This window comes from Streptomyces fagopyri, from assembly GCF_009498275.1.
In the GTDB taxonomy this organism is placed as follows: domain Bacteria; phylum Actinomycetota; class Actinomycetes; order Streptomycetales; family Streptomycetaceae; genus Streptomyces; species Streptomyces fagopyri.
The window spans coordinates 22,153-43,757 of sequence record NZ_CP045643.1; the positions used below are offsets into that span (position 1 = coordinate 22,153).

A 21,605-nucleotide genomic window follows, 5' to 3' on the forward strand; every position below is an offset into this window, starting at 1 on the left:
CCAGTCCCTCAGCTTGTTCGGTGAAGGCGAGGCCCCGACCCCAACCCATGCCCGCCCGGCTCTCCCACCGTCGGCAGCCCGCAGTCCTGCGCGTTTCTCACTGCCTGGTGGCCACCCCCGCCAGCCGTGGCTGAAGTAGTCACCTCTCCACAGGAACAGCCCGCGCGTAGCTGAATCGTGGCTGCGCACCGGAGTCGTAGGCTGTCGCGCATGGAGCAGCGCGAGGTATTGCAGGGAGTCGTTGCCGTACTGACGGAAGCCCTCGAGAGGCGGCGCCTGGTCCGCGAAGGCCAGGAGCAGGACGACGAACCAGCATCTGGGATGATCTCGTCGCTCCTGACGGATCTGATGCCGAAGCTGGCGTTCGCTCCCGACGCGACCGTCCGCGACGTGACCATGGCCGTCAAGCGCGAGTGGTCACCGGCCATCGAGCAGATGGCAGCCGCATTCGCCCTGGCGTTCGTCACCCTCGCTGAGGCGCACGACGACGGCGCCGCGGATGTGTCGACTGCTGACATCCTGCGCGCACTGGCGCTGTACTTCGAGGAGTGACGCACAGGAATGCGGTCCCGACGCACCCCGGGGGGCCAAGGCGCCCGGACAAGAAGCTCAGGACCCGGTGGACTCCCCCGGGACTGCGACCCGGAACCTGCTAGTAGGCAGGGCGTACCTCGACGGCCCGTAGGACCGGCGCCGCACACTCAATCGCGTGGTTACCCAACTCTCTCCCCCCGCCCCCCGCGACCACATCCGCGAACCTCACGGCCTGCGCCTCGTTCAGCAGCGCCCAAGTGCGGTCGGCGTCGGCGGAGGCCGGGGAAAGGTCAGGGTGCGATCCGTCCAAGTGGTCGATGACGTCGGCTGTCCAGTCGGCGGCACGGTGGATACCAAAGCACCGATCTACTCACCCCGAACCGCAAAACGATGAGATGGGACCGCCTCGGCCGGCACCAAGACTCGCTCTCTCCCGGCTGAAGAACACCTGGCGCTGCTCGGCATCGCATGGCGCCACAACCTGGCCCTCATTGGACAACTCACGCTCCCACGCAGGTCAGCCTCCAGCCTTCGGAACCACGCGCCGCATCACATCGTTGGCCGCTGGGATCTCCCAGCCGCAGATCCTCAACCGTCAGACCGCCGATCGGCCTACGCCGAAGCCCTCGCACGGTCCCCATCAGCCAGGTGCCATCGCCCCACGGGACCGACCAACGGTCGCGCTGGTCGCGCTCAAGCTCCTCAAGGGAGAGGCCACGGTTCACAAGTCGAGTCACCTACCGATCGCCCTTCGCGGCCGGGCGCTGCGACGTCATCGGGCGAGCGGGAGGTGCCGACGCGGCCGGCCCGGCGGACGCCTCGACCGGAACGACGGGATCCACGTCAGGCACGGACAGGCCGACGGGTGTCTTCGCTACCTCCGATTGCGGTACCGCAGTCGGCGCCAGGTCCGGGGTCGAGAGGGTTTCGGTCTCGGGAGCCCGGAGTGGCGTGCGGTGTGCAGCCGTCCACGGCAGTGTGACTGCGGAGGTCGCAAAGCCCGGCCCCGGGCTGGCATCTTCGCGGCCCGGAGGCGGCGCGGGGGCCAAGCAGCGGTGGCCGAGCAGCGGCGGCCAATGGCTGGGGGCGCTCCCGGTCAGCGGCAGGACGGGCTGCTCCTGTGCCGGTCCCAGAGCAGGTCCACGTGTTCCGTGGCAGTGGTGTGGGCGCGGCTGACGGTCACGGTGACGGATCCCCCGGTCCGGCCAGGGAGGTCGAAAGCGTAGAGCGCGCGTCGGCCGTCCAGAACGGCTGCGAGCCGCCGGAAGGCCAAGGGCGTGCCGTTGCACGTCACGGCCTGGACGGTCTCCCGATCCGCGCCGATCACGAGGTTCTGGCTTGTGCCGATCGCCACCATGGTGACGAGGGGGACGATCTTGGGGTCGGGGGAAAAGGCGGTGTCGCCGGGAGACGCGGTGCAGCTCGACGTGGCGGATCCGCCGTTCGACGCGCCTGAGCCCGAGCAGAAGCGGCCGTCGGCGGTGGCCCAGACAAACAACGCACTGCCCGGACCGACACCGGCGGTGGCCGTCCCCGCGGGGCCAGGAAGGTCTTTGGTGGACATCGCGGCAAGCAAGGTGGACCTCGCCCGCTCAATCACGCTCTCCTGGAGGGCGGTTGTGGACTGCGGTGAAGCCGTGCGGGCCGTGACGGTCGGGCTGCGTTCCCCCGCCATGGACGGCCGGCCACCACCGGTACAGGCTGTGGCCAGGATCAGCGCGACGCCCAGCGTCGACATCAGAAGCCTGTTCATGATCCCCCCGGTATCCAGGCAATGCGCTCACCGTATCGCCGGGGGCCGCGCCCCGCACACCCGCACCGCCCACACACCGGTCTGAGCCCCGGTCCGCGCCTCGCCCGCGTCCCACGCACCGCGACCGGGCTCTCGACGGGTCGGAGAATCCCATCGGGCAGCACGGACAGCGGGCCCCCAGTGACCGTGCTGCTCCGGCGAATTGCGTCGCCGGGCTACCTCACCGACGGGTCGGTATCCGGGCGGCCGGGTTCCGGCGCCGCCGAGGACGGCAGCAGGTGGCGGGCGAGTACGTCAAGGGCTTCCGTGACCTCCCCCATCCGGTGCGGGTCGTCGGACCCGAGGGCGGCGACAAGCGCTTCGTCGATGCCGGTGGCGCGGATCTGTGCCACGCGCTCAGACACCTCGACGGCCTGACGCACCAACAGCCGACGCCGGTCTGAGGGATCCGCGGCCGTTTCCACGGATCCGGCCTCCTTGAGCCGGGCGACAGCCGAGGACACCTGACTCTGCGGCAGGCCGGTGCGGCCGGCGATCTCACCGACGGCGGTGTCGGGGTGGGCGGCGATGTCGCTGGCCACGACCAGTACCAGTCGGGCGCTGCCGCCATAGCGGCCGGGGCCGCCCGGCACTGCACCGCCGCCACCGGGCGATCGAGTTCAAGAAGTTCCTCACCCGGATCGACAAGGCCGTGCCCAACGGCCTGGACGTGCACCTCGTCTGTGACAACTACGCCACCCACAACACTGCCGACATCAGGGCATGGCTCGCCAAACACCCCCGATTCCACGTCCACTTCACTCCCACCGGATCTTCCTGGATGAACCAGGTCGAGCGCTGGTTCGGCCTACTCACCGACAAGCTCATCCGCCGCGGCGTCCATACCTCCGTGAAGGCTCTGGAGGACGACATCTCAGCCTGGATCGACACCTGGAACGAGAACCCACGGGCCTTCACCTGGACCAAGACAGCCGACGAGATCCTCAACTCCCTCGCCGACTACCTCACCAAGGTCGGAACCACCGGCCAGAAAACCGAGCAGAACTAAGCATCAGAATTTCTGGCGCATCACACTAGAGGTGAGGCCCGGGCACACTGTGCCCTCCACAACCACGTCTGGCACAACGACGACAGGGGGACGGATGTTCCCCGCGCATCACTACGTCCGGGGACACCGCTGGCCGCCGATCGTGGTGGAAGCAGCAGGGCGCAGCCGGTGGCGAGTGAGTGAGGGACGCTGCGGGCGCCTGTGCGGCGCCCGCGGTTTCCCTTCCCCGCCGGGGCCGCAGGCGGGCTGTGCTCGGCTCAGGAACCGTCGGCGTTGTTGCAGGCAATCTTCACTCAAGGAGACGGGCCCAGCTGGGGACGACGTTCTCAGCCTGGGGCCCCTTCTTGCCCTGGGTGACCTCCATCGTCACCTTCTGGCCTTCCTTCAACGCCTTGAAGCCAGTGGCCTGAATCGCCGCGTGATGCACGAAGGCATCCGGCCCCCGTCCCGTCGCGGCGCCTTTCGTCTTTTCTCCACCCCGGCCGGACGGCGCCGCAACATGCGCAACCACCAGCTACAGCGACGGCAGTTCGGATGCGTCACGCATCATCGGTGGCGTCCCGGCGCATGCGCCACGCTCTGGTGCGGCACGTCGGCGAGCAGTACACCGCATACGTCCGCTTGCGCAGCGAGACCGACACCCGGCACACCCGGCAGCGGCCCTGGCCCCACAGGAACTCGCCCCTGATGACGTGACGGCTCTCCTCGACGGCACGCCGGCATATCTCTTCGTACCGCCGCACCCGCCGCCAATGACGACTGCGGCACGTGGAATCGCAGTACCGCCGGCCTGCGCTCGCCTCCGCGGGCAGTAGCTCCCGGCACTGCGCACACCGCCGCCTGGACTTCCTCGACACCCCACCAGCCTCCCGTCCACGACCCCGGGCCGGAAGAGCGCGAACGGGTGCCCTGCGACTCCCGGTCCCACGCAGCCGCAGCGACACAGGGACGGATCGTCGCCGGACGGTTCCGGGCTGATCAGTGAAACAGGAATCGTCAAGCGATCCTGACACAGAGCGGCCAGTACGGACGGCGCTGCCTGCAGCTATCAGCTAATCGTAGATCCGTCGGGAGGGTATGTGACTGTACATGTTGCTCGAAGCGAGCCTCCGCGTCCGCGCACAATGCAGTAGGCATGTCTCATGGCTGCCCAAGAATCAAATGATGGAGGCTTATCAGCTGACCCTGGCATGTTCGTGCCATGCCTGAGGGGCCACCCTTTAGTAACCGCCAAGTTTCAACGGCGGCCGTCCAGAGCTCGCCAGGCTCACGTATGCGAAATTTTTGGAAACTCGGTGCACTAGTTGACTCGGAGGCTTGTGTGCATTCCCCGTACTGGCCTGGCAAACGCTCAGAACTCTGGTAATGCGATGCTCCTGCGGGCACATCAACTTTACACTTCAGTTGGCCTCAGCCCAGCCTTTTGTGCTCAGTCTGAAAAACCGTGGCGAGAGACCTTCGGTGGAGGGTTTCGCGCCGCCGCACGTGCCGCTCTGGCCAGTTCCTGTATCGGATTGATAACTCGGCTGAATTCTCACCGATTCCTCCCTGCCGCGCGGATAGCGTAAGAAAAGTACGCTACTGAAGGCCAGTTGACTTGCCAGTCCCTCGTCAACTCGACCTTCTTCGGTAATCGCGTGGGGGTCCTCAAACACTTCTCGTATCGCCGTCTCTTCAAGCGTCAACTGGACAGCCACAACGACCGTGGTAGCCCTGTTACAGACCGGACGCTCATCACTGCAGTTCGCTTGAAGAGGCGAAGTCCAGTAACTCGCTTTGCTGATCTTCGCGATATGACGTAAACGATGCGCATCAATGGTGATCCCGAATGTGTGCGCTTCGATGCCGCATCTCAGTCCCGCCAGCCTCGTCATGGCCGCAGCCAACTTTCCCTGGAGATCTGCTGATCGCGGGTGCGCCCCTACTGTGTGGGGAAAGCCGTGCAGATCAGTGCAGTTGCCTGCGCCGCCTGTAGGTGACCTCGTTCGACCGGCGCGCCATGTCTGCCGGGTCATGATGCATGAAGGCTGTCAGAACGCGATCGAAGCCTGACTTTCAGGCATAGCACCGCGGGCGGGTAATGCCGTCCCGTGTCTCTACGCACATGCAGAAAGCTTCCCTGTCTAAGTTACTCGGAAGCTGATCAATGCGCCGCAGCATATGTCAGGTCTGACTAGCGGCGCCCACACACGGCACTCGGAAACAGAACGACCTTTCAAGCTTGTCTACTTGACTAGTAACCTTCTGCCCGGATCGAAGGCCAGAGGGCAGCGACCACTCGGTCGGAGTGGTTTGGTGGGGCGCTCCGACCGGTCAGCAGATAGTCGCCGAAGTAGCTACCGAAGCAGAGAACTACGGTGGCGTCAAGGTCAGCGTCCGCCCTCACTGCGCCTGCCTCCTGTAGATGCTGCAACGTCTGCAACAGTTCTGCGCAGCGCGGATAAATGCCCTGCTCGCGGAACTGTTCAAAGAGCGCCGGCTCGCGCTCGGCATCACCCATGAAGTTGCCATGCAAAGCCATGGCGCGTTCATTGTGGTACCGAGGGTCAAGCCGTTCGACGGCTTTGGTGAAAGCCTCCACCGGCGCCATACCGTCCACGTCTAGGGGCGGGTAGGCGTCGCGCTGCTTCTGCAGCCCATAAGCCAGCGCATCGACGACGAGCTCGTACTTGTTCGGCCAGCGTCGATACAGAGTGGGACGTGTCACGCCGGCGTCCGCCACCACGTCACCAAGCGTCATCCGTGAGTAGCCATCGGTGGCCAGGCGTTTGCGGGTGGCTTGGAGAATCGCTTCTTCGATCGCAGGATCTCGCGGCCTGCCTCCAGTGCGCTGAGGGCGCCGCGCCAACGCGTTGGGCACTGCTTCTGGTGTGTCCTGGCCATGCGACCCGGCTACCGATCGGCCCTTGCTGCTCACGACGCGTCTCTCCTTGTTGGCGTACCCACAAGCCTTACATTACTTACTTCAGCTTGGCGGAGTGAGTCTTCGCGAAGCCTCTGATGAGTTGGTGGGCAGGGCTGCACGCGTGGTGTAAGACATGCGGACGGGAGCGGGCTTCCCCCCCTCCGGGGGTGCCGGTGCCGGCAGATGGCAGGGGATGGGGAGCGCCGAAGTGTTCGAGCGGGAGTTCAAGTCGTCGGAGGTTGCCCGGCGGCGGGTGGGCGTGAAGTCCGCTCATCGTTGGCGTCAGTTGTGGCGGGACGGCGGTCGTGAGGATCGAGGGCGGCCACGCTGATCGGCAGGAAGTTGTGCGTCTCCTCCAGTTCTCCGATACCGCGGGGCTGAGCACCGGTTCGGCTCCGGCCTGTAGGTCTCCGCACGGCGGTTCGCCGAGTGTGACGAGCGGGTCGTTGATTGCGTGAAGGAGGCGATCGGGCGGAGTCCAAAGGGCTCGGGTGGCTTGCAGGGGCTACATCACCTTCGAGGGCGAAGCGAGGTTTACCCGAAACCTGTCCCGCGGACCAACCTGGAGCCGGCATGGGGGCGTTCAGGCGGTGACCGTTGGCGCGCGCCACGCGGATACCTGTCGCTGGCAGGATCGAGCGCGCTGGGGCAGGCTCGCAGGGCAATTTAATTACAGCTATTGACTGTAACGAAACTCTGTTGCACGATTGACTCGTCAGGCAGCGCCTCAGCGCTGAGCGCGCCCGTCTTCGGCACCAGTACCCGATCAGAGCGAGGCGACTCGACGCTGGTGCATACCCCCCAGGGGAACCGCACGAACACCACGAACCTTGGATGAGTGACTGCTGCTAGGTACGCGAGGCAGACGCTGAAGCCACACCGTCGTCGGCGTCAGCTCACGGCCGACTCCCGGCCCAAGTCGTCGGCTACCCGATGCACTCACTTATCCCTGAGCAACCTGAGGATCCAGCTCGATGTCTAACCCGACTTTCCTTGCCATTTCGGGCAGCCTGCGCCGCACCTCCCACAACACTGGCCTGTTGCGTGCTGTGCAGAACCTGGCTCCGGACGGCGTCACCATCGACCTGTACGAGGAGCTTGGTGCGCTCCCGTTCTTTGATCAGGATCTCGAGAACGGTCCCGAACCCGCCCCCGTCGCGGACCTCCGTCGACGCGTGCGAGAGGCCGACGGTGTCATTATCGCGACCCCCGAATACAACTCAGCCATCCCAGGCGTTCTGGTGAATGCCCTCGACTGGTTGTCACGGCCTGCTGACCCGCCCGTCCTGGGTGTCAAGCCTGCTGCCATTCTCGGTGCGTCCCCTTCCCAGTTCGGCACTGCCCGCGGTCAACTGATCCTCCGTCAGATCCTGCACCGCATGCAGGTCCCGGTCGTGGCCCACCCGGAAGTCACCGTCTTCCAATCCCACCGGCGCTTTGACAGCAACGGTGGCTTCATCGGTGACGACGTGACCAAGAGCCTGCTGCGCGCATTGCTCGCCGAGCTCGTCACTCTGGCTGAGCGCGCACGCCCGGCTTGCGTTGCCTGACTCGATCGCCGTCCGAGCGTCATCTCGGGATAGAAACCCTGGCATAAGGCAATAATGTTGCTCGCGCATACCTAGATGAAGAATCCGTAGCTGACCTCACGATTCGGTTCCCGCGGACTATTCGTTGACCGCGCAGGTACCGTGAACCACGCTGGGCGGAATTCCATTGCAGTCGGCAACCTGGTGTCGAGTACTGCTCGCAGACCTGTTCAAGCGTAGGTACTAGAGTAACCAAGGCGTCAGGTCGAAAATACTCTGCTGGGAAACTGACCCAGAGAGCGGTGCGCAACTCAGCGGCATCGCATGCTGGCAACCGAGAAAAGACAGCCGCGTCAGGCAATTCCAGAAAGTAGCCATGCGCTGTACGCGTGGCTACTGCTTCCAGTTTGTCATACCGTCGGGGCTGCTTGCATCAAATCGAATGCGGCCGAGTCGAACCGAACCCCGGACTAAACGGACCGGATCACGATTCTCGACTCCGCACCATTTCTTGCGTTTCTTGAGCAGAACTTCAAGGCCACCGATTATTTTCACCGTGGTCTCGTCAGCCTTGTCCTCCTGCCCTCCTCTGGTCATCATGACTGCTCTGGAGTGTCGCAAGAGGATGGCCGGTTCGTGTTGACGGTTTCTCTTTGCCTTGCGACTCCGATGGAGTGGATCGAAAATACTCCTTGAGCTGCCTGGGGCCAGTAGGCAAATAGTAACCTCGAAGTCGGATGTTTGCGCCCATCACTAAGATTTTTCAGCTACACAAGACATAGGGAGTCGAAAAGATGAACCTAAGCCCCATTCCCCCTCTCACCGTCGTGGCTACAGGGGAGGGTGAGCATGTGCGCATTCCTGGTTTCGGAGCTACTTTCAAAATTCCGAGCAATCGAACGTACCAGGCCGTGTCCATTGTTGAGCACCCGTTTGAAGTGGGTACCATCAGCGCGCCCCACATGCACAGCCGTGAGGACGAGTATTCCATCGTCATAGACGGCGAAATCGGATTTCGCTCCGATGAGTCTGAAACGGTTCTCGGCCCGGGTGGCTATATCGTAAAGCCGCGCGGCCAGATGCATGCCATGTGGAATGCCGGCAATGTTGCCGGACGGATCATTGAGATCATCATCCCCGGTGGCTTCGAATATTACTTCCGCGACCTTGGTGAGTTGATGGCCGCAAGCGTGACCGATCGGCCTGCGTTCACCGAACTCGCTGCGAAGTACGGCCTCACCTACGGGCACCCAGAATGGTTGGATGACGTCATCCAGCGTTACGGCCTCACTCCACCATCACATTGATGCCAGGACCGCATTCAGAGCCGGGACCTAGGCATGCGTAGTGGCCCTAGCCTGCTGCTCTTGGATTCCAGTGCCGGGTTCCGATCAAGCCTGAAAAGAGCGACCTCACGACCTGCGTAATCCCTCTTCGAGGCTTACATGAAAGACGGATTTACGTCGGTCGCCGCTCTGAATGAGCGGACCACGCTTGCTTTACACTCGGACACATGAGAATCCACGCTACACACCTCAGTGCAGCCCTGTTGGTAGGTGTGGCGGAGTATTCACTTCCACCTTTTAAATGTCTCGCCGAGTGCCCAGAGGTGCGCTTTATGACCACCGCGTCGAACTCGTCGCCGCGTTCCGAATCGCCGACGTCCATTACCCCACGGTCCAAAACCGCACGATCCAGGAAGCCAGAAGACGGGGCACTGCGCCGTCGGCAGACGCTGAGTGTGGTGGCCGCCTGTGTCGCCATCTTCTGCGCCTACGTGCCGCTGACCGCGGTGGCGGTGGCGCTGCCGTCCATCCAGGCGGATCTCGGCGTGTCGACCAGCGAACTGACCTGGGTGCTCGACGCGTTGGTCCTGACCATGGCCGCCTTCATCCTGCTGTCTGGAACGCTGGGCGAACGGCACGGACACAAAAGGGTTCTAATCGGAGGCCTCTCGCTCATCTGCGGCGGCTCCCTGCTGGGCCTGTGCGCCGGTTCGTCGGTGGTCCTGCTGTGGACGGCCCAGGCCGTCCTCGGGCTGGCCGCGGCCTCTCTCCTCGCGTCATCCCTCGCCGTGGTGTCCCATGCTGTTCCGGACCCTCATCGACGTGCGAAGGCGATCGCCGCGTGGGCCTCGTCGCTGGCGTCCGGCCTCGTCGTCGGACCATGGCTGAGCACCGCAGTCATCGACGCGATGGGTGCACGATGGACATGGATCTACGCCGGGGTCGCGCCCTTCGCCCTCATCGGCCTGCTGATCGCCGGTATCGGCGTCGAGGAGACGCCGCGGCGCACAAGCCGTGCCCTCGACGCGCCGGGGCAGGTCACGGCCGCCCTAGGGATCGCTCTCCTCGTGTTCGCTGTGATTGAGGGACCGGGCAGCGGATGGAACTCGCCACGAGTGGTGGGCGGTTTCGTGCTCAGCGCCGCCACTCTGGCCGGATTCGTGTGGCGAGAGAGTCGCACGGCCTCGCCCATGCTCGACCTGCGACTGTTCCGTAGCCGGCACTTCGTGGCTGCCTGCATCGTGGCCGTGTTGGTGATGTTCGGCCTGGTGGGAACACTCTTTCTGCTGAGCCTCTTCTTCGGCGGCCTCCAGCAGGAACCGGTGGGTGCCGTCGCCCTGCGGTTCCTGCTGGTCACCGGGCCCATCGTGATCACCGGCCCGGTGGCCGCCCGCACGGCCCAGCGTCTGCACCCGCGCGTGCCGCTGATAGTCGGGCTCGTGCTGGGGGGTGCCGGCATGCTCAGCCTGATCGGGCTGTCCCCACACAGCATCCTCGGCGACGTCTGGTGGCGGCTCGTCGCGATCGGCGCGGGTGTCGGTCTCGTCCTTGCCTCGATGACCGCGATCGCAGTCAGTGCGGTCCCCACACCCCTCGTGGGCGTGGCCGGCGCCGCGACCAACACCCTGCGACAGACCGGCGGCGCGCTCGGTCCGGCCGTGCTGAGCGCCGTGGTCACCAGCCGGGTCCACACCCAGCTGCCTCACGAACTCGCTGCACGTCAGGTGAACCCAGAAACCGCGGACCGAGCGCAGTCCCTGCTGAACCGAGGCGGCCTGCGGGCCCTGGGGGAACTGCCTCCCGAACCGCAGACTCGCGCCGTTGTCACTGCGGCGGGCCGAGCCTTCACCGACGGCATCCACCTGGCCATGGCGTTGAGCGGGGGGACCCTCCTCGCCGCCGCTCTACTCGCGGTGGTCGCCCTGCGGCCAGACCCGGCCGCAGCGTCGCGACGGGTCTCAGGACGCATTCCCTCCCAGAACCCCCCTTCCTCGGACCGGAGCACCAGCTCCCGGCAGTGAAGGTCGACCAGGTAATTGCGGTCACGTACCACCGACGGCTTCCTGAGGACCCCGGCCGCGAGCATCAACGAGGACACTCTGCCGACACCCCACAAGGACGGGCAAGCCAAACCAGTCGGCGAAATGACCAGTCGATGATGAGGTAAGCACCTCGTAGCGGCTCACCACCAGTGGCAAGGGTCACGTCCGCGGGAGTGGTGTAGCGACGGCCACTCGGTGATCTCGTTTTGAGGCTATGCGGTGAGCTCGGTGGGCAGGGCGGTGTCGTCGGTTCCTGACTCGATCGGGTGGAGGAGGGTCTTGGCGAGGAGTTCGCGGCCCATGTAGCGGCGGGCCTCGGTCCATTCGTCGTTCTGCTCGGCCAGGACCGCTCCGACGAGGCGGATCAGGGCGGTGCGGAAGATGCCGACCATGTCGGTGCGTCGGCGGATTTCTTTGTTCAGCCGTACCTGCGGATTGTTCGACCCGATCTGCCGCCAGATCTCACGCGGGAACGCGGTGAAGGCCAGCAGATCGTGCTGGGCGGTGTCCAAATGGGCTACGGCCTTGGGGAACTTGGCTTACAGCGCTTCCAGGACATGCCTCATCTGGGCTTGAACGGCGTCGGTGTCGGGCTGTTCGAAGATGGTCCGAAGCAAGGTGGCCACCTGTCCGCGTACTTGTCTGAGTGGCCCTGGCAAGATTTTCGTGAAGCGGGGCTGTGCCACCGTGCGCCGGTGACACCCCGCGTACGAATTATGTCGCCGCATTGTGGCCAAGTACGCACGCGCCGCCTGTTGGCAGGAGTGCGTACGGCGCACTCCGCCCCGCCGGTCCACGAGCCTCGACCCGTATCTGGAGTATCTGAGGCAGCGATGGGAGGAAGGCGAGCACACCGCGACTGTGCTGCACCAGGAGATTGCCGCCAAGGGCTACGGCGGCCACTACCAGCGGGTCAAGATGGCCATCGCGCCGCTACGCCGCGGTCTTCCGATCGACACGCCGCGCGAGCGGCCACCATCGCCCCGCCAGGTCGCCCGATGGATCACCACCACACCGCCGAAGCGCGGCCTGCACCCCACCGAGGCACTCCGTCGGCTGCTTGAACACTGCCCGGAGCTCGACCAAACCCACGCTCTGGCAAGGCAGTTCGCGGCCATGCTCGATGCCCTCGACGCCTCCGCTCCCGGCCTGGCTCGACCAACTCGCGGCCTCTGGCCTCTCTGCCTTGGCGAGCCTGGCCAACGCCATCCGCGAAGACCAGCTGGCGGTCGTACAGGGGATCACCACCCCGTTCAACTCCGGCGTCAACGAAGGCCGCATCACGGACCTGAAGCTCCAGAAACGGATCATGGCCAGCCGCGCCGGCGTTCCGCTCCTGCGCCACCGCGTCGTCCTCATCGCACACCGCCGACGCCACTATCCGTGACGGAGCGTCACCGGCGCACGGTGGCACAGCCCCGCTTCACGAAAATCTTGCCAGGGCCACGTTCACGTGTACGCCGACACCGCGCCTACCGCATCGGCCAGGACAAGCCTGTCCAGGTCCACAAACTCCTCGCAGAGGAAACCGTGGAGGACAAGGTCGCACAGCTCCTCGCAGCCAAGCGCACTCTCGCCGACAACGTCGCCGGCTCCGGAGAGGCCGCCCTGACCGAACTGTCCGACGCCGAGCTCGCCGAACTCGTCGCCTTGGGGAGGCAGACATGAGCCCTTCCATTACCGGCCAGCGCCGCGCGCCCGCCTGCGGCAAGCGCGCCTTCGCCGCCACTTGGTGGGGCCAGGCATGGGGGACAGCCCTGGAGGACTCCACCCTGGACTCGGGGCGCCTGTCCCGCGGACGCACCCGCGCCCGCAAAGGCATGGTTGGCTCCGTCACCATCGCCCCCGGCCAGGTCAAAGCCGCCGTCCAGGGCAGCAGTCCCCTCCCCTACCGCTCCGTCATCCACTTGCCCGTCCTCACCGACGCCCACTGGGACACGCTCCTCGACACCATCGCCGCACGCGCCGGGCCCCTTCAGAACCCTGCCACTGGACGGCGCGACCAACATCGCCGCAACTCTGCGATACAACGCCCGCAACGCAGTCCGCCCGCTCCCCCTGCCCGGCCTCAAATATTCACGAAACGGACGCCCGTCGACTACACCGAAGCCCTGGGCGGAGAAGCGAGACCGGTCAGCGAGACCGATTCACCATCAGATCACAAATTGCTTCCAGATCGTCGATGTCCTCTCGCTCCACGTCAGCTCGCACGCGGAGCTCCTTGAGCCATCGCATGGCGGCGTCCAGATATGCGCCTGCCACTCGGTTCGTCCATTGTCTGCCACCTGCCTCTTCGATCAATGCTGCCAGCTTTTCGCCCTCTTCACGCAGGTCCTCGCCCGGGGGAAGGGCATACCGATCTGCGAGTTCCTTCGCGGCCGGAGTACCCGACGCCAGTGCGGCGACGACCGGCATGGACATCTTGCGGCGATTAAGGTCCATGAAGACCGGCTTTCCAGTGAGATTACTGTCGCCCCAGATTCCGAGGAGGTCGTCCTCCAGTTGGTATAACATGCCGAGGTCGTGACCGAAGGAGGCGAACCTCCTGATGTCGGTGTCGTCGGCGTGGCCGAACAACGCACCCAGCCGACAGGCGCAGGAGAACAGGGATGCTGTCTTGCCCGAGATCATTTCCGCACATTCTGCTATCTCCACATGTCGCCTTTCTTCGAAAAGGAGATCGAGACTCTCGCCTATCGCCAACTGGACGAGTGTTTCGAACAAACTGACCGACGCCGCTCGGGCGATTTCAGGAGGTCCGTCAGATCCGGAAAATGCTTCAAAGGCGAGGAATATCAAACCGTCGGCTGCGCCTGTTACGGGTCCGCGGCCGAAAACTCGCCACGCCGTAGGGCGATGCCGTCGGATATCGTCGGAATCAAGAACGTCGTCGTAGAGCAGCGATAGGGCGTGCACCATTTCGACAGCTGCCGCTGCCGGCAGAGCCCGGCGGGGGTCGCTGCCCGCAGCGCGTGCACAGAGCAGCGCTAGCGCCGCTCTTATGTGCTTGCCGCCATGGCGCGGGTTCGCCGTGTAGTCGTCGGACCAACCAAACTGATAGGCCGTGATCCGGCTCGCAGTTCCACCCAATGCCTCGATCCACCGGCGCAATTCGGGAGCACATGTTTCGATTGTCCAGCCGAGAACTCTGTCGCCTCTTGTCATCGTCAACTTGACCAGCCTCATGCAAATGGCATGGCCGGTGGTTCACACTCGGCCATCTCTTGATTAGATCCGCTCCGCATTTTGCGATCTTGCTGCGTCAGCCGCACCACCCAACGTCGGCCCCATATACAGGCACGATAGGCTTCGGTCGCCGATCGGTTCGCCGTGTGTCCTGTCTTTCCTAATGTGCTGAGCCCGTTCAGTCGAAAAGCGGGATTAACCATCAATTCCCGTACGGCCGCGGTGTTGGCGCAGATGTCCTTTGGACCTCAAATCTGACCTCATCGCGCGGAGTCGGTAGTCTGTCTTTTATTTTTTCCCAAGGCGCCGGCGTGTCGAAGACATGTGCCCTTCCTTGGGAGTAGAGCTGAGCGTCCACCTCTTTGAGCCGGCGTAGTTGTTCGGGCTCGTACGGTGCATGCACCACGGCCGGAGGAGCTGGGTCGTTCGCCGCAGTCAGCAGTGCGTTAACCGCAGCACGGCCGCTCTGGTTCGCACCCTCCATCGTGGCAAGATTCACCGGGCACCTTACGTAGTCTCCGGCCATGAACAGGTTGGATGCTCCGGTGGCGGCTTGCGGCCTCAACCGCCAGGATCCCTTCGTATTGATCATCAGAGGTTCTTCGTTCCAGGCCGGGCCTGGGCCGTCCAGACCGTGTACCGCCGGGTCTAGGTGCCAGGAGTGCACCAAAGACGATTTCGCTACACTCTTGCTCCCGTCATCCAGCGCCTCACTAAGCTGAGCCCAGACCTCTGCTGCAACCTCGGCCCGTGTGCATTCCCGTGCTGGCTTTCCGTACAAAATTCCGGGAGTGTCCCATGCCGAGATATCGACGGACAGGCAGTCTTCGACAGTCCCATCACCGTATGTGGAGGGAAAATGAACGTTCCAGAACTGTGCCTGACTGATGGACGTCAGGGCCCAGGGCGAGTCGAGGTAAATTACATGACCGTGGGCTATGGGAGTGCGTTCCCTGAGGTAGAACTGGATCCCGACCATCCAGTCCGTATGCAAATCAGACACGGTAGTGAGTCGATGGTCGGCCTGGGCGAGTCCGCGTTCCAGCAAGCCTCGAACTCGTTCCACAGGCAAAGCGCAGACGTACCAGTCAGACTCCAATTGACGGACGCGGCCCAGAGAATCTCGTAGAGTCACTCCCTTAATCTGTCCGTTTCGGACGGTCAGACGTTCGGCCCTATATCCAAACTCGAGACGCACGCCTCGACCAGTCAGGCAGTCGGTCCACGGGTCTATCCACGCGGTGTTCGTAGGAGCATTTAAAACGCGGTCTGCCGCGGCTTCCCCCTGCCCCAGAAACCCGTGCACCATGGCTTCGATGAATCCCCCTACCGTGTGGGTGCTACTTGCCTCGGCCCGAGCGGCAACGACCATACGCGTAACACCCACAACACAGAGCTTCCGGTATTCCTCCGAGGCTTGCGCGGCTCGGGTAAATTCCCACCACGACATATTTTCCCACTGACCCAGACGGCGTTCTTCACTGCTGGACATGTAGACCATGACACGGTTCGCGAAGTACAGCAGTTCAGGGCTGAGCCCCTTTCCATTTCCAAGTTCCAAGCCAAGTGACCGCAGGATCTGCGCCGGATTTCGGGGACCTGTTTCAGTCGATACGTCGATCATTCTCTCGCCGACCCTGCCTGAACGTGCGAGCATCACCTCGGGTGCTTCGCAAAGATTTCCGTGCACGCCGTCAGAGAGGTTGCGATACGGTATGCGGCGCATCGTGTCTGGAAGGCTTTTATAGAAGCTCGGGAAAAATCGGAATCCATGCTCAGCTGGGAGATCGAGACGCCCGCCTATGCCCGTCCCAGGAAGGGAGGTGCTGCGGGCTTTGCCTCCCCACCCTGCAGGTTCGAATACCGTGACGTCATATCCTCTTTCGTTCAGCTCCATGGCGGCAGTGAGCCCCGCTACCCCCCCTCCCAGAACAGCTACTGTCTTCTGCCGTCCAGCTCTCGTTCTCACTATGTAAGCCAATCCATGAAGTCGCTTACTAACCACTTCCGACAAAAAGAGAGGAGCGACAACGGCTGGGCGAGATCGATCGGGACCGCGCGCGCCGTCGTCGGCGGGCCGCCAGGTCCCGATCCACCAGCGCCCGGTCCCAGGAGTGCCGACCCTCGACGACCGCGCCCGCATCGGTGCGGGCGCATACGTGATCACCATCGAATGACGTCCATCGCAGCAGCGGCCACCCCTCTCAACGCATCACACCCAGAACTTGACGGCCTCGAGCCAGCGCGTGTTCTCCAGGGCGCCCCCGAAGATGTACCTGGGGCGCGACTGGGTGCAGCCCTCGCTCCCCCAGTCGTAGCCGTGGACCTTGGTCGTCCGGCAGACCCGGCCACTGCCGATGTTGATAGCGAAACCTGTCATATAGGGAGCGCCCGACTTCGTGCTACCGACATAGTTGTTCCTGCCGTCACCGATGACGGCCGTCCACTGTGGTTCCCACTTGCCCTGGCCGTTGGCCGACTTGGCGTCGTGCACGAAGGCGTTGGCGGCCGAGCCGTTGCCGCCGTACACCGCGATGTTGAGAGCCTGGATCGGGTGGCTCCCGCTGGTCGTTCCCGCGAGCGTGCCGTCGCATACGGGCTTCTGCCAGCCCTGTCCGGAGAGGTACGCGCGGTAGCAGATGTGGCGCCCTGACGGGTCGCTCCGATGGAGCCGGTTCACCGCGGTGGCGGCGGTGTCCTGGGCGGGCTTCGCGGTCACAGTGGCCCGCGGCGGCTTCGCGGTCACGGTTGCCTGCGGCGGCTTCGCGGTCACGGTGGTGCCTCCCGCTCCTCCTGCTCCGCCCGCTGTTCCTCCGTTCTTCGGGGCCTTCGCACTCTCCGAGGCCCACGGCTTGGCAGACGGTGAGGTGGCTGTCGCGCTTGGCGGGGCGCTCTCGGACGAGGAGGCGGCAGGCGCCGTGACCACCTCCAGAGGGTTCCCCTTCCTACTGCTCGAACGGGCGGCCTGCTTCTGGTGCTCTCCCTTGTCCGATGCGCCGCTGCCCAGGACCACCAACGGAACGATGACCAGGGCGGCCACGCCGAGCGCCACCAGCCCGACGGCCAGGGGTTTGTGAAGCAGACCAGGCGACTTGTACTCCTCGTCCGACTGACGCCTCCCCTTCCCTGGAGCGACCTTCGGGCCGAGGCGAACGACGGGCAGTGGAGGCGTGGTGAGCTGCGGCGGCTGCTCGGGTGTGGGCGCCGGGACGTCGAAGCATTCGGCACCGTCTTCGTTGTTGTCAACGGTGCCGGTGCCGGTGTCATCGAGATCGTGAGGCACGGCAGGCTCGGGCGGGAAACCCGGCTGTGCCCGCTGCTCCTGCTCCTCCTGCTGCTGCTGCTCCAGAAGGCTGCTCGAACCGTCCGGGGCGACCTCGACGTACGCCACGTACCCCGCGGCGGGATCGGAGATAGTCGCCCTCACGCCGGCGTTCAGGTCACGTGCGTACTCCTGCAGCCTGTCGAGGATCGCAGCGTCGAGCGACTCCCCTTCCGCGACCGGAACGGGTTCTCCGTCGATGGCGGCCGAGCCGTCACCGGAGATGACCACCGCGGGGCGTGGCGCCGGCTCGGGCGGCTCCCCGGCGGATTCCGGCTTGCTGAGATCCGGCCGTTCCTCCGGCACGGCGTCATCATCTCCCGTGCTCCGCTCGTCGAGTTCTTCCTCTTCACCCCGGCTCATCGCTCTTCCTTTCTGGCGCTGCCCGGCCGAATGACCCCGGTCGGGAACGTCGTACGGTCCCCGGGTGTCGCAACGGGCGCCGTAGCGGAACGGTTCAATCCCTCGGCCGACGGGACAGTGACGATCCGAACGGGCAGTGACTGGCGGTCAGGCGGCCGCTGCTGACGGGCTGCTACGTCCAGTCCGAGGGGTGAACGGCCGGCTATGAAGCTTCCATGCGTTTCGCCGTCCTGGGGCCGGTCCGAGCCTGGAGCGGCGAAACGGAACTGGACCTTGGTTCGCCACAGCAGCAGGCCGTCCTGGCGGCGCTGCTGCTCCGTCGGGGGCGCGCTGTCGCACTCGCCGAGCTCCTCGACACGGTCTGGGCTGAGGAGCGGTCCGTGGCTGCCGTTTCCAGTACAAGGGGCCGAAGATGACGAGAGTTCAACTCCCGGGTCAGCTCGTCGTGGTACGTACGGCCGCTGGCGTTGGCGGTCGTACCGTCGTGGAGGCCGGTCGGGCTGGTCCGCGTGGAGAGGGTGAACCAGGCGTAGCGCTCCACGAAGCCCAGGCTGTCAAGCATCTGTGTCGACGACGTGATGAAGGCGGTCTGTTCCTGCTCGCCGGGGTAGCGGGGAGTGGGCCGGGAGAAGTCGATCAGGCCGTACTCGGTCAGCCAGATCGGCCTGTGGTCGCGGTCCCAGACGGCTTACAGATAGCCGCGCAGCTGGTTCGCGGCGTCCGGGCCGAAGCGGAGCCGTGCCAGTGCCGCGGGATGAAGGCGACGCGCAGGTGGCGGATGGCGGCTCCCTTCATGAAGCGGTCCAGCCAGCCGCCGCCCAATTCGGCGTTTGCGGCGACCGCAGGTGCGCCCAGGCGCAGGCCTGCGGCCTCCGACTTGGGCCACCGGTTGAGGGCTTGCTTGGGCGTCATTTTGGACTGTCCTGCGTTGTCGTGCTCGTTGCAGCCGAGCAGTTCGATGGTGCCGCCCTGGGTCGTAGCGTTCAATTCGGCGTCGGTGACGGAGCCTGGGCCCCAGATCATCGGGACGTAGTGGACGCCGCCCGGCTTGGTGACCGCGCCGGTGGAGGCGCCCGAGGCGGCGAGCGCCTGGGAGGCAGCGTCGACGGGGTTGAGACTGAGGCTCTTGCGGAGCGGGGCGGCGATGGTCGCGGAGGCGGTGACCGGGGCGGGCTGGGCAGAGACAGGGTCCAGTGGTGCCGGTTCCGAAGGCGACGGTCAGGCCGCTGCACCTGGTGCACTGGTACACGACCTTGTTGCCCGGCTCGGCGTCCTGCTTCGACCAGTTGCACGCCGCGGGCACTGCTGGTTGACCATGTCGCTGTGCGGGGTCTCCGCGTCCCGGTTCGGGTTGACACAGACGAGCGGCTGTCCGGTGGTCGGATCCTTGGTCAGGTCATCGGCCGGGCAGGAGGACAGGAAGTCCTGCGCACAGCCGGCCACCGCGCGCTCGCCGCTCGCTGGCGGCGTCACGTCGTTCGGTGTGATGGTGACCGGCGCGGCGACAGCGTCGACGCAGCTGACGTCGTACCAGGGCGTCAGGGAGTCGGCAGGGTCGAATTGAACTCGACCCGTTCGGTGAGCTGTTGCCCGACGGAACAGCGGTGGGCATACGGACCGCAGTCGCCGACGGCGCAGTGGAACGTGCCCCCGACGTCACCACCGCACCCCTGACGGGCTAAGAAGGTGCCGCGCCCGTGCCCGGCGCCCTCGTGCTCGGGATGCCCTGATCGTGGCGGACTGCCCCGGGTCCAGCGTCGGCAGCCCAGTGATCGCCGCCGAACCGTCCGCGTTGACCTCACTGCCGACCCAGATACGGCTGCCGGTGCGGTCCTGGAGGGTGATGGTGTGGTCGGCGATGTCCGCGGTGAGGGTTCCGTCGATGATCGTACCGCTGCTTGACCGGTGGGTCTGGATCGCTACGGCGGTACCGGAGACTCCAACTATGACGAGGAACGGGGCCTGAAGGATTGAGGCGCGTCTGCGCATACGGGGTGCCTCTCCGTCGGAGGCGCGCGTGGTGATGGTGATCGGCGGTCAGGTTTCGCCGCCGGGGGCACGACGGACGGGTATGGGGGATGGTTCACTCGTCGGCGCGGATGTCAGGGAGGCCGCACGGGATTCGTCGCGGGCTACGGCACCTCGGGTTCCGTCGCCGGTTCGAATCCCGTCGGCAACGGCAGCAGACCGGCGGGCAGGGACATCGTGGGAGGGGGCGGAGTGCCGCCCGCCGGTCGGGGCAGATCCCGACGGGAGTACCAGCCGTCCGCGTCGGACGCCGGCGCGCGACGCCGTAGCAGGCCCTGCGGCGCGAACCGTTCCGGACCGAAGGCCGGCCTGCCGTGCTCCTTGCGCTGCGTCACGCCATCGCGTACCCCGACCCCGGACATGTGAATTCCTCCCCGTTCCGCCGACCGGGCTGTATCGGCCGGCTGCCGGTGCCGGTTCGAGACATGCAACAGATCGCGTGTGCCGCGTGGTTCAACGCCGCGGGCGCCGGGCGAACGGTACCGACGGTTCGAGGCGGCCGAAGAGCTGCCTCTTTACGAGAGTGGGCATGTCGCCGAAGTCCCGGACAAGTTGACGGGCGACGGGCAGTTCGGGGCAGCAGTCTTGAACTGTGCGGGCGGGGGCTTGAGCGTGACGCGTCGGCGCAACGGCCGCACCCTCCGGAGTGCGGCCGTGTGAGTCACGCCAGTGGGATGTCCCGGTCAGCGGCGCACGAGGTGCGACTGCTCCGGGGCCTTCGCCTTTGAGGACGACGCCGCAGCACTGGAACTCGGCTGCTGAGCGTAGTACGCCTGGTCATGCATCGTCGGGTTGTAATACGCCGCGTTGGCCTGAGTCGGCAGGGAGGAGTGGGACGACCGGGTGTCGGGCGTCTCAAGCCCGGGTTCGACATCCCCCATTTCGTATCCGATGTTTGTGCGCGGGTGCTGGTACATCGGGCCACCCCGACCCTGTGGGGTATGCGCCAGGTTGATCCCGGTTGAGAGGGCGGTTCCGTAGGTACCCAAACCGCTCGATATCGTGGCGGCGACGGATCCAGTGGGGACCAGAGCAGCGGTGAGGTTGGCTCCCAATGCGCCGAACCGGGCCGCCGTCGCAGTCGTCGTCCACGCGTCAGTGGCCTCGCCGGCACCGTGGGCCTTGTACGCGTGGTACAGCTCGGTCCCGACCGCGACCCCCTGAGCGCCGACTCCTATCGCGTTGGTGATCATCTTGGCCTTGCCCTCTGGTACGAGGTTGGCGGCACCCTGGATTAGGGTCGGCACGATCTCGACCAGAGCTTTCACGATCTTTTTGCTGTTCTCTGCGACCCACTTTGTCGCCTGCTCGTCCCAGCGTGAGACTTTGGGGATCCGAGGGTTGTTTGTGGTGACCGCATAGAAGCTCTTGCTGGCCTGGTCGTACATGCCGACCTCGGCGCCCTTGAAGAGCGTAGGGGCGGAATCTTCCGGCACTTCCTTTCTCGACTCTTTGGCAATGGCCTTGCCCTTCCCTTTGTCAGTCACCTCGACAGAGTGAAAGGAACTGGCGTTGGAGTCGCGGCTGTCGTCTGATCCCTGTGAACGTGGCATGTGATCCTTCCTTCTGAGTGGCGGTCGCCGAGTACCACTTCCGTGAAGGCGGCGAA

The 21,605-nt window shown here is 65.1% G+C and carries 18 protein-coding genes and 3 pseudogenes; 8 read left to right on the forward strand and 13 right to left on the reverse strand.

Annotation, left to right across the window (positions count from 1 at the left end):
* Positions 1–210: 210 nt before the first annotated feature.
* Positions 211–552 carry a hypothetical protein gene (locus tag GFH48_RS00090; protein WP_153286257.1) on the forward strand — a complete coding sequence of 114 codons (342 nt, stop codon included), beginning with the start codon at positions 211–213 and terminating at the stop codon, positions 550–552.
* A gap of 1,078 nt (positions 553–1,630) precedes the next feature.
* Here GFH48_RS00090 and GFH48_RS00095 read toward each other — a convergent pair.
* Positions 1,631–2,272, reverse strand: coding sequence for a hypothetical protein (locus GFH48_RS00095; RefSeq protein WP_153286258.1), 642 nt, complete (start codon positions 2,270–2,272; stop codon positions 1,631–1,633).
* Between the two features lie 230 nt (positions 2,273–2,502).
* On the reverse strand, positions 2,503–2,919 hold the full coding sequence (locus tag GFH48_RS00100; RefSeq protein ID WP_153286259.1) for a MarR family transcriptional regulator: 417 nt from the start codon (positions 2,917–2,919) through the stop codon (positions 2,503–2,505).
* Between GFH48_RS00100 and GFH48_RS00105 the strand changes: the two are divergent.
* Positions 2,916–3,335 (forward strand): annotated as a pseudogene (locus GFH48_RS00105) (transposase); the annotation flags it as partial. The gene GFH48_RS00100 and the pseudogene GFH48_RS00105 overlap by 4 nt on opposite strands.
* Before the next feature lie 289 nt (positions 3,336–3,624).
* On the opposite strand, the gene GFH48_RS00110 reads toward GFH48_RS00105, so the two are convergent.
* On the reverse strand, positions 3,625–3,846 hold the full coding sequence (locus GFH48_RS00110) for a cold-shock protein (RefSeq protein WP_194280435.1): 222 nt from the start codon (positions 3,844–3,846) through the stop codon (positions 3,625–3,627).
* A 56-nt stretch (positions 3,847–3,902) separates the two neighbouring features.
* Between GFH48_RS00110 and GFH48_RS39645 the strand changes: the two genes are divergently transcribed.
* On the forward strand, positions 3,903–4,031 hold the full coding sequence (locus GFH48_RS39645; protein ID WP_265590159.1) for a hypothetical protein: 129 nt from the start codon (positions 3,903–3,905) through the stop codon (positions 4,029–4,031).
* A gap of 704 nt (positions 4,032–4,735) precedes the next feature.
* Here the strand turns inward: GFH48_RS39645 and GFH48_RS00115 are convergent.
* Positions 4,736–5,209, reverse strand: coding sequence for a hypothetical protein (locus GFH48_RS00115; RefSeq protein WP_153286261.1), 474 nt, complete (start codon positions 5,207–5,209; stop codon positions 4,736–4,738).
* Positions 5,210–5,568: 359 nt separating this feature from the next.
* Positions 5,569–6,252: a TetR/AcrR family transcriptional regulator gene (locus GFH48_RS00120; RefSeq protein WP_228120187.1), complete on the reverse strand. Its 684-nt coding sequence runs from the start codon at positions 6,250–6,252 to the stop codon at positions 5,569–5,571.
* A gap of 962 nt (positions 6,253–7,214) precedes the next feature.
* Between GFH48_RS00120 and GFH48_RS00125 the strand changes: the two genes are divergently transcribed.
* The 3 genes from GFH48_RS00125 to GFH48_RS00135 all read left to right on the forward strand — a co-directional run bounded on the left by GFH48_RS00125 (position 7,215) and on the right by GFH48_RS00135 (position 11,076).
* Entirely contained in the window at positions 7,215–7,790 is a 576-nt protein-coding gene (locus GFH48_RS00125) for an NADPH-dependent FMN reductase (RefSeq protein ID WP_153286262.1), read from the forward strand.
* Between the two features lie 890 nt (positions 7,791–8,680).
* Positions 8,681–9,076, forward strand: coding sequence for a cupin domain-containing protein (locus GFH48_RS00130; RefSeq protein WP_228120189.1), 396 nt, complete (start codon positions 8,681–8,683; stop codon positions 9,074–9,076).
* Positions 9,077–9,513: 437 nt separating this feature from the next.
* Positions 9,514–11,076: an MFS transporter gene (locus tag GFH48_RS00135; RefSeq protein ID WP_194280436.1), complete on the forward strand. Its 1,563-nt coding sequence runs from the start codon at positions 9,514–9,516 to the stop codon at positions 11,074–11,076.
* A 233-nt stretch (positions 11,077–11,309) separates the two neighbouring features.
* Here GFH48_RS00135 and GFH48_RS00140 read toward each other — a convergent pair.
* Positions 11,310–11,723 (reverse strand): annotated as a pseudogene (locus GFH48_RS00140) (transposase); the annotation flags it as partial.
* Positions 11,724–12,283: 560 nt separating this feature from the next.
* On the opposite strand from GFH48_RS00140, the gene GFH48_RS38805 reads away from it, so the two are divergent.
* Together GFH48_RS38805 and GFH48_RS00150 are read left to right on the forward strand one after the other, a co-directional pair.
* Positions 12,284–12,484 (forward strand): hypothetical protein, encoded by a 201-nt coding sequence (locus GFH48_RS38805; protein WP_228120191.1) that lies wholly within the window; start codon positions 12,284–12,286, stop codon positions 12,482–12,484.
* 80 nt (positions 12,485–12,564) lie between these two features.
* Positions 12,565–12,765 (forward strand): annotated as a pseudogene (locus GFH48_RS00150) (DEAD/DEAH box helicase); the annotation flags it as partial.
* Between the two features lie 465 nt (positions 12,766–13,230).
* Here the strand turns inward: GFH48_RS00150 and GFH48_RS00155 are convergent.
* From GFH48_RS00155 to GFH48_RS00195, 7 genes are all read right to left on the reverse strand, one after another.
* Complete coding sequence (locus GFH48_RS00155) at positions 13,231–14,283, reverse strand: polyprenyl synthetase family protein (protein WP_153286265.1); 1,053 nt, start codon at positions 14,281–14,283, stop codon at positions 13,231–13,233.
* Positions 14,284–14,485: 202 nt separating this feature from the next.
* The gene (locus tag GFH48_RS00160) at positions 14,486–16,453 is read right to left on the reverse strand and encodes a hydroxysqualene dehydroxylase (protein WP_322746970.1); all 1,968 of its coding nucleotides are present in this window, start codon (positions 16,451–16,453) and stop codon (positions 14,486–14,488) included.
* 42 nt (positions 16,454–16,495) lie between these two features.
* The gene (locus GFH48_RS00165; protein WP_153286267.1) at positions 16,496–17,968 is read right to left on the reverse strand and encodes a hypothetical protein; all 1,473 of its coding nucleotides are present in this window, start codon (positions 17,966–17,968) and stop codon (positions 16,496–16,498) included.
* 202 nt (positions 17,969–18,170) lie between these two features.
* Positions 18,171–18,629 (reverse strand): glycosyl hydrolase, encoded by a 459-nt coding sequence (locus GFH48_RS39650; RefSeq protein WP_322747020.1) that lies wholly within the window; start codon positions 18,627–18,629, stop codon positions 18,171–18,173.
* The gene (locus GFH48_RS39655; protein ID WP_153286268.1) at positions 18,620–18,991 is read right to left on the reverse strand and encodes a glycosyl hydrolase; all 372 of its coding nucleotides are present in this window, start codon (positions 18,989–18,991) and stop codon (positions 18,620–18,622) included. The genes GFH48_RS39650 and GFH48_RS39655 overlap by 10 nt, the downstream gene beginning before the upstream one ends.
* A 1,109-nt stretch (positions 18,992–20,100) precedes the next feature.
* Positions 20,101–20,331 (reverse strand): hypothetical protein, encoded by a 231-nt coding sequence (locus tag GFH48_RS00190; RefSeq protein WP_153286269.1) that lies wholly within the window; start codon positions 20,329–20,331, stop codon positions 20,101–20,103.
* Between the two features lie 348 nt (positions 20,332–20,679).
* Positions 20,680–21,549, reverse strand: coding sequence for a hypothetical protein (locus tag GFH48_RS00195; protein ID WP_153286270.1), 870 nt, complete (start codon positions 21,547–21,549; stop codon positions 20,680–20,682).
* Positions 21,550–21,605: the final 56 nt, after the last annotated feature.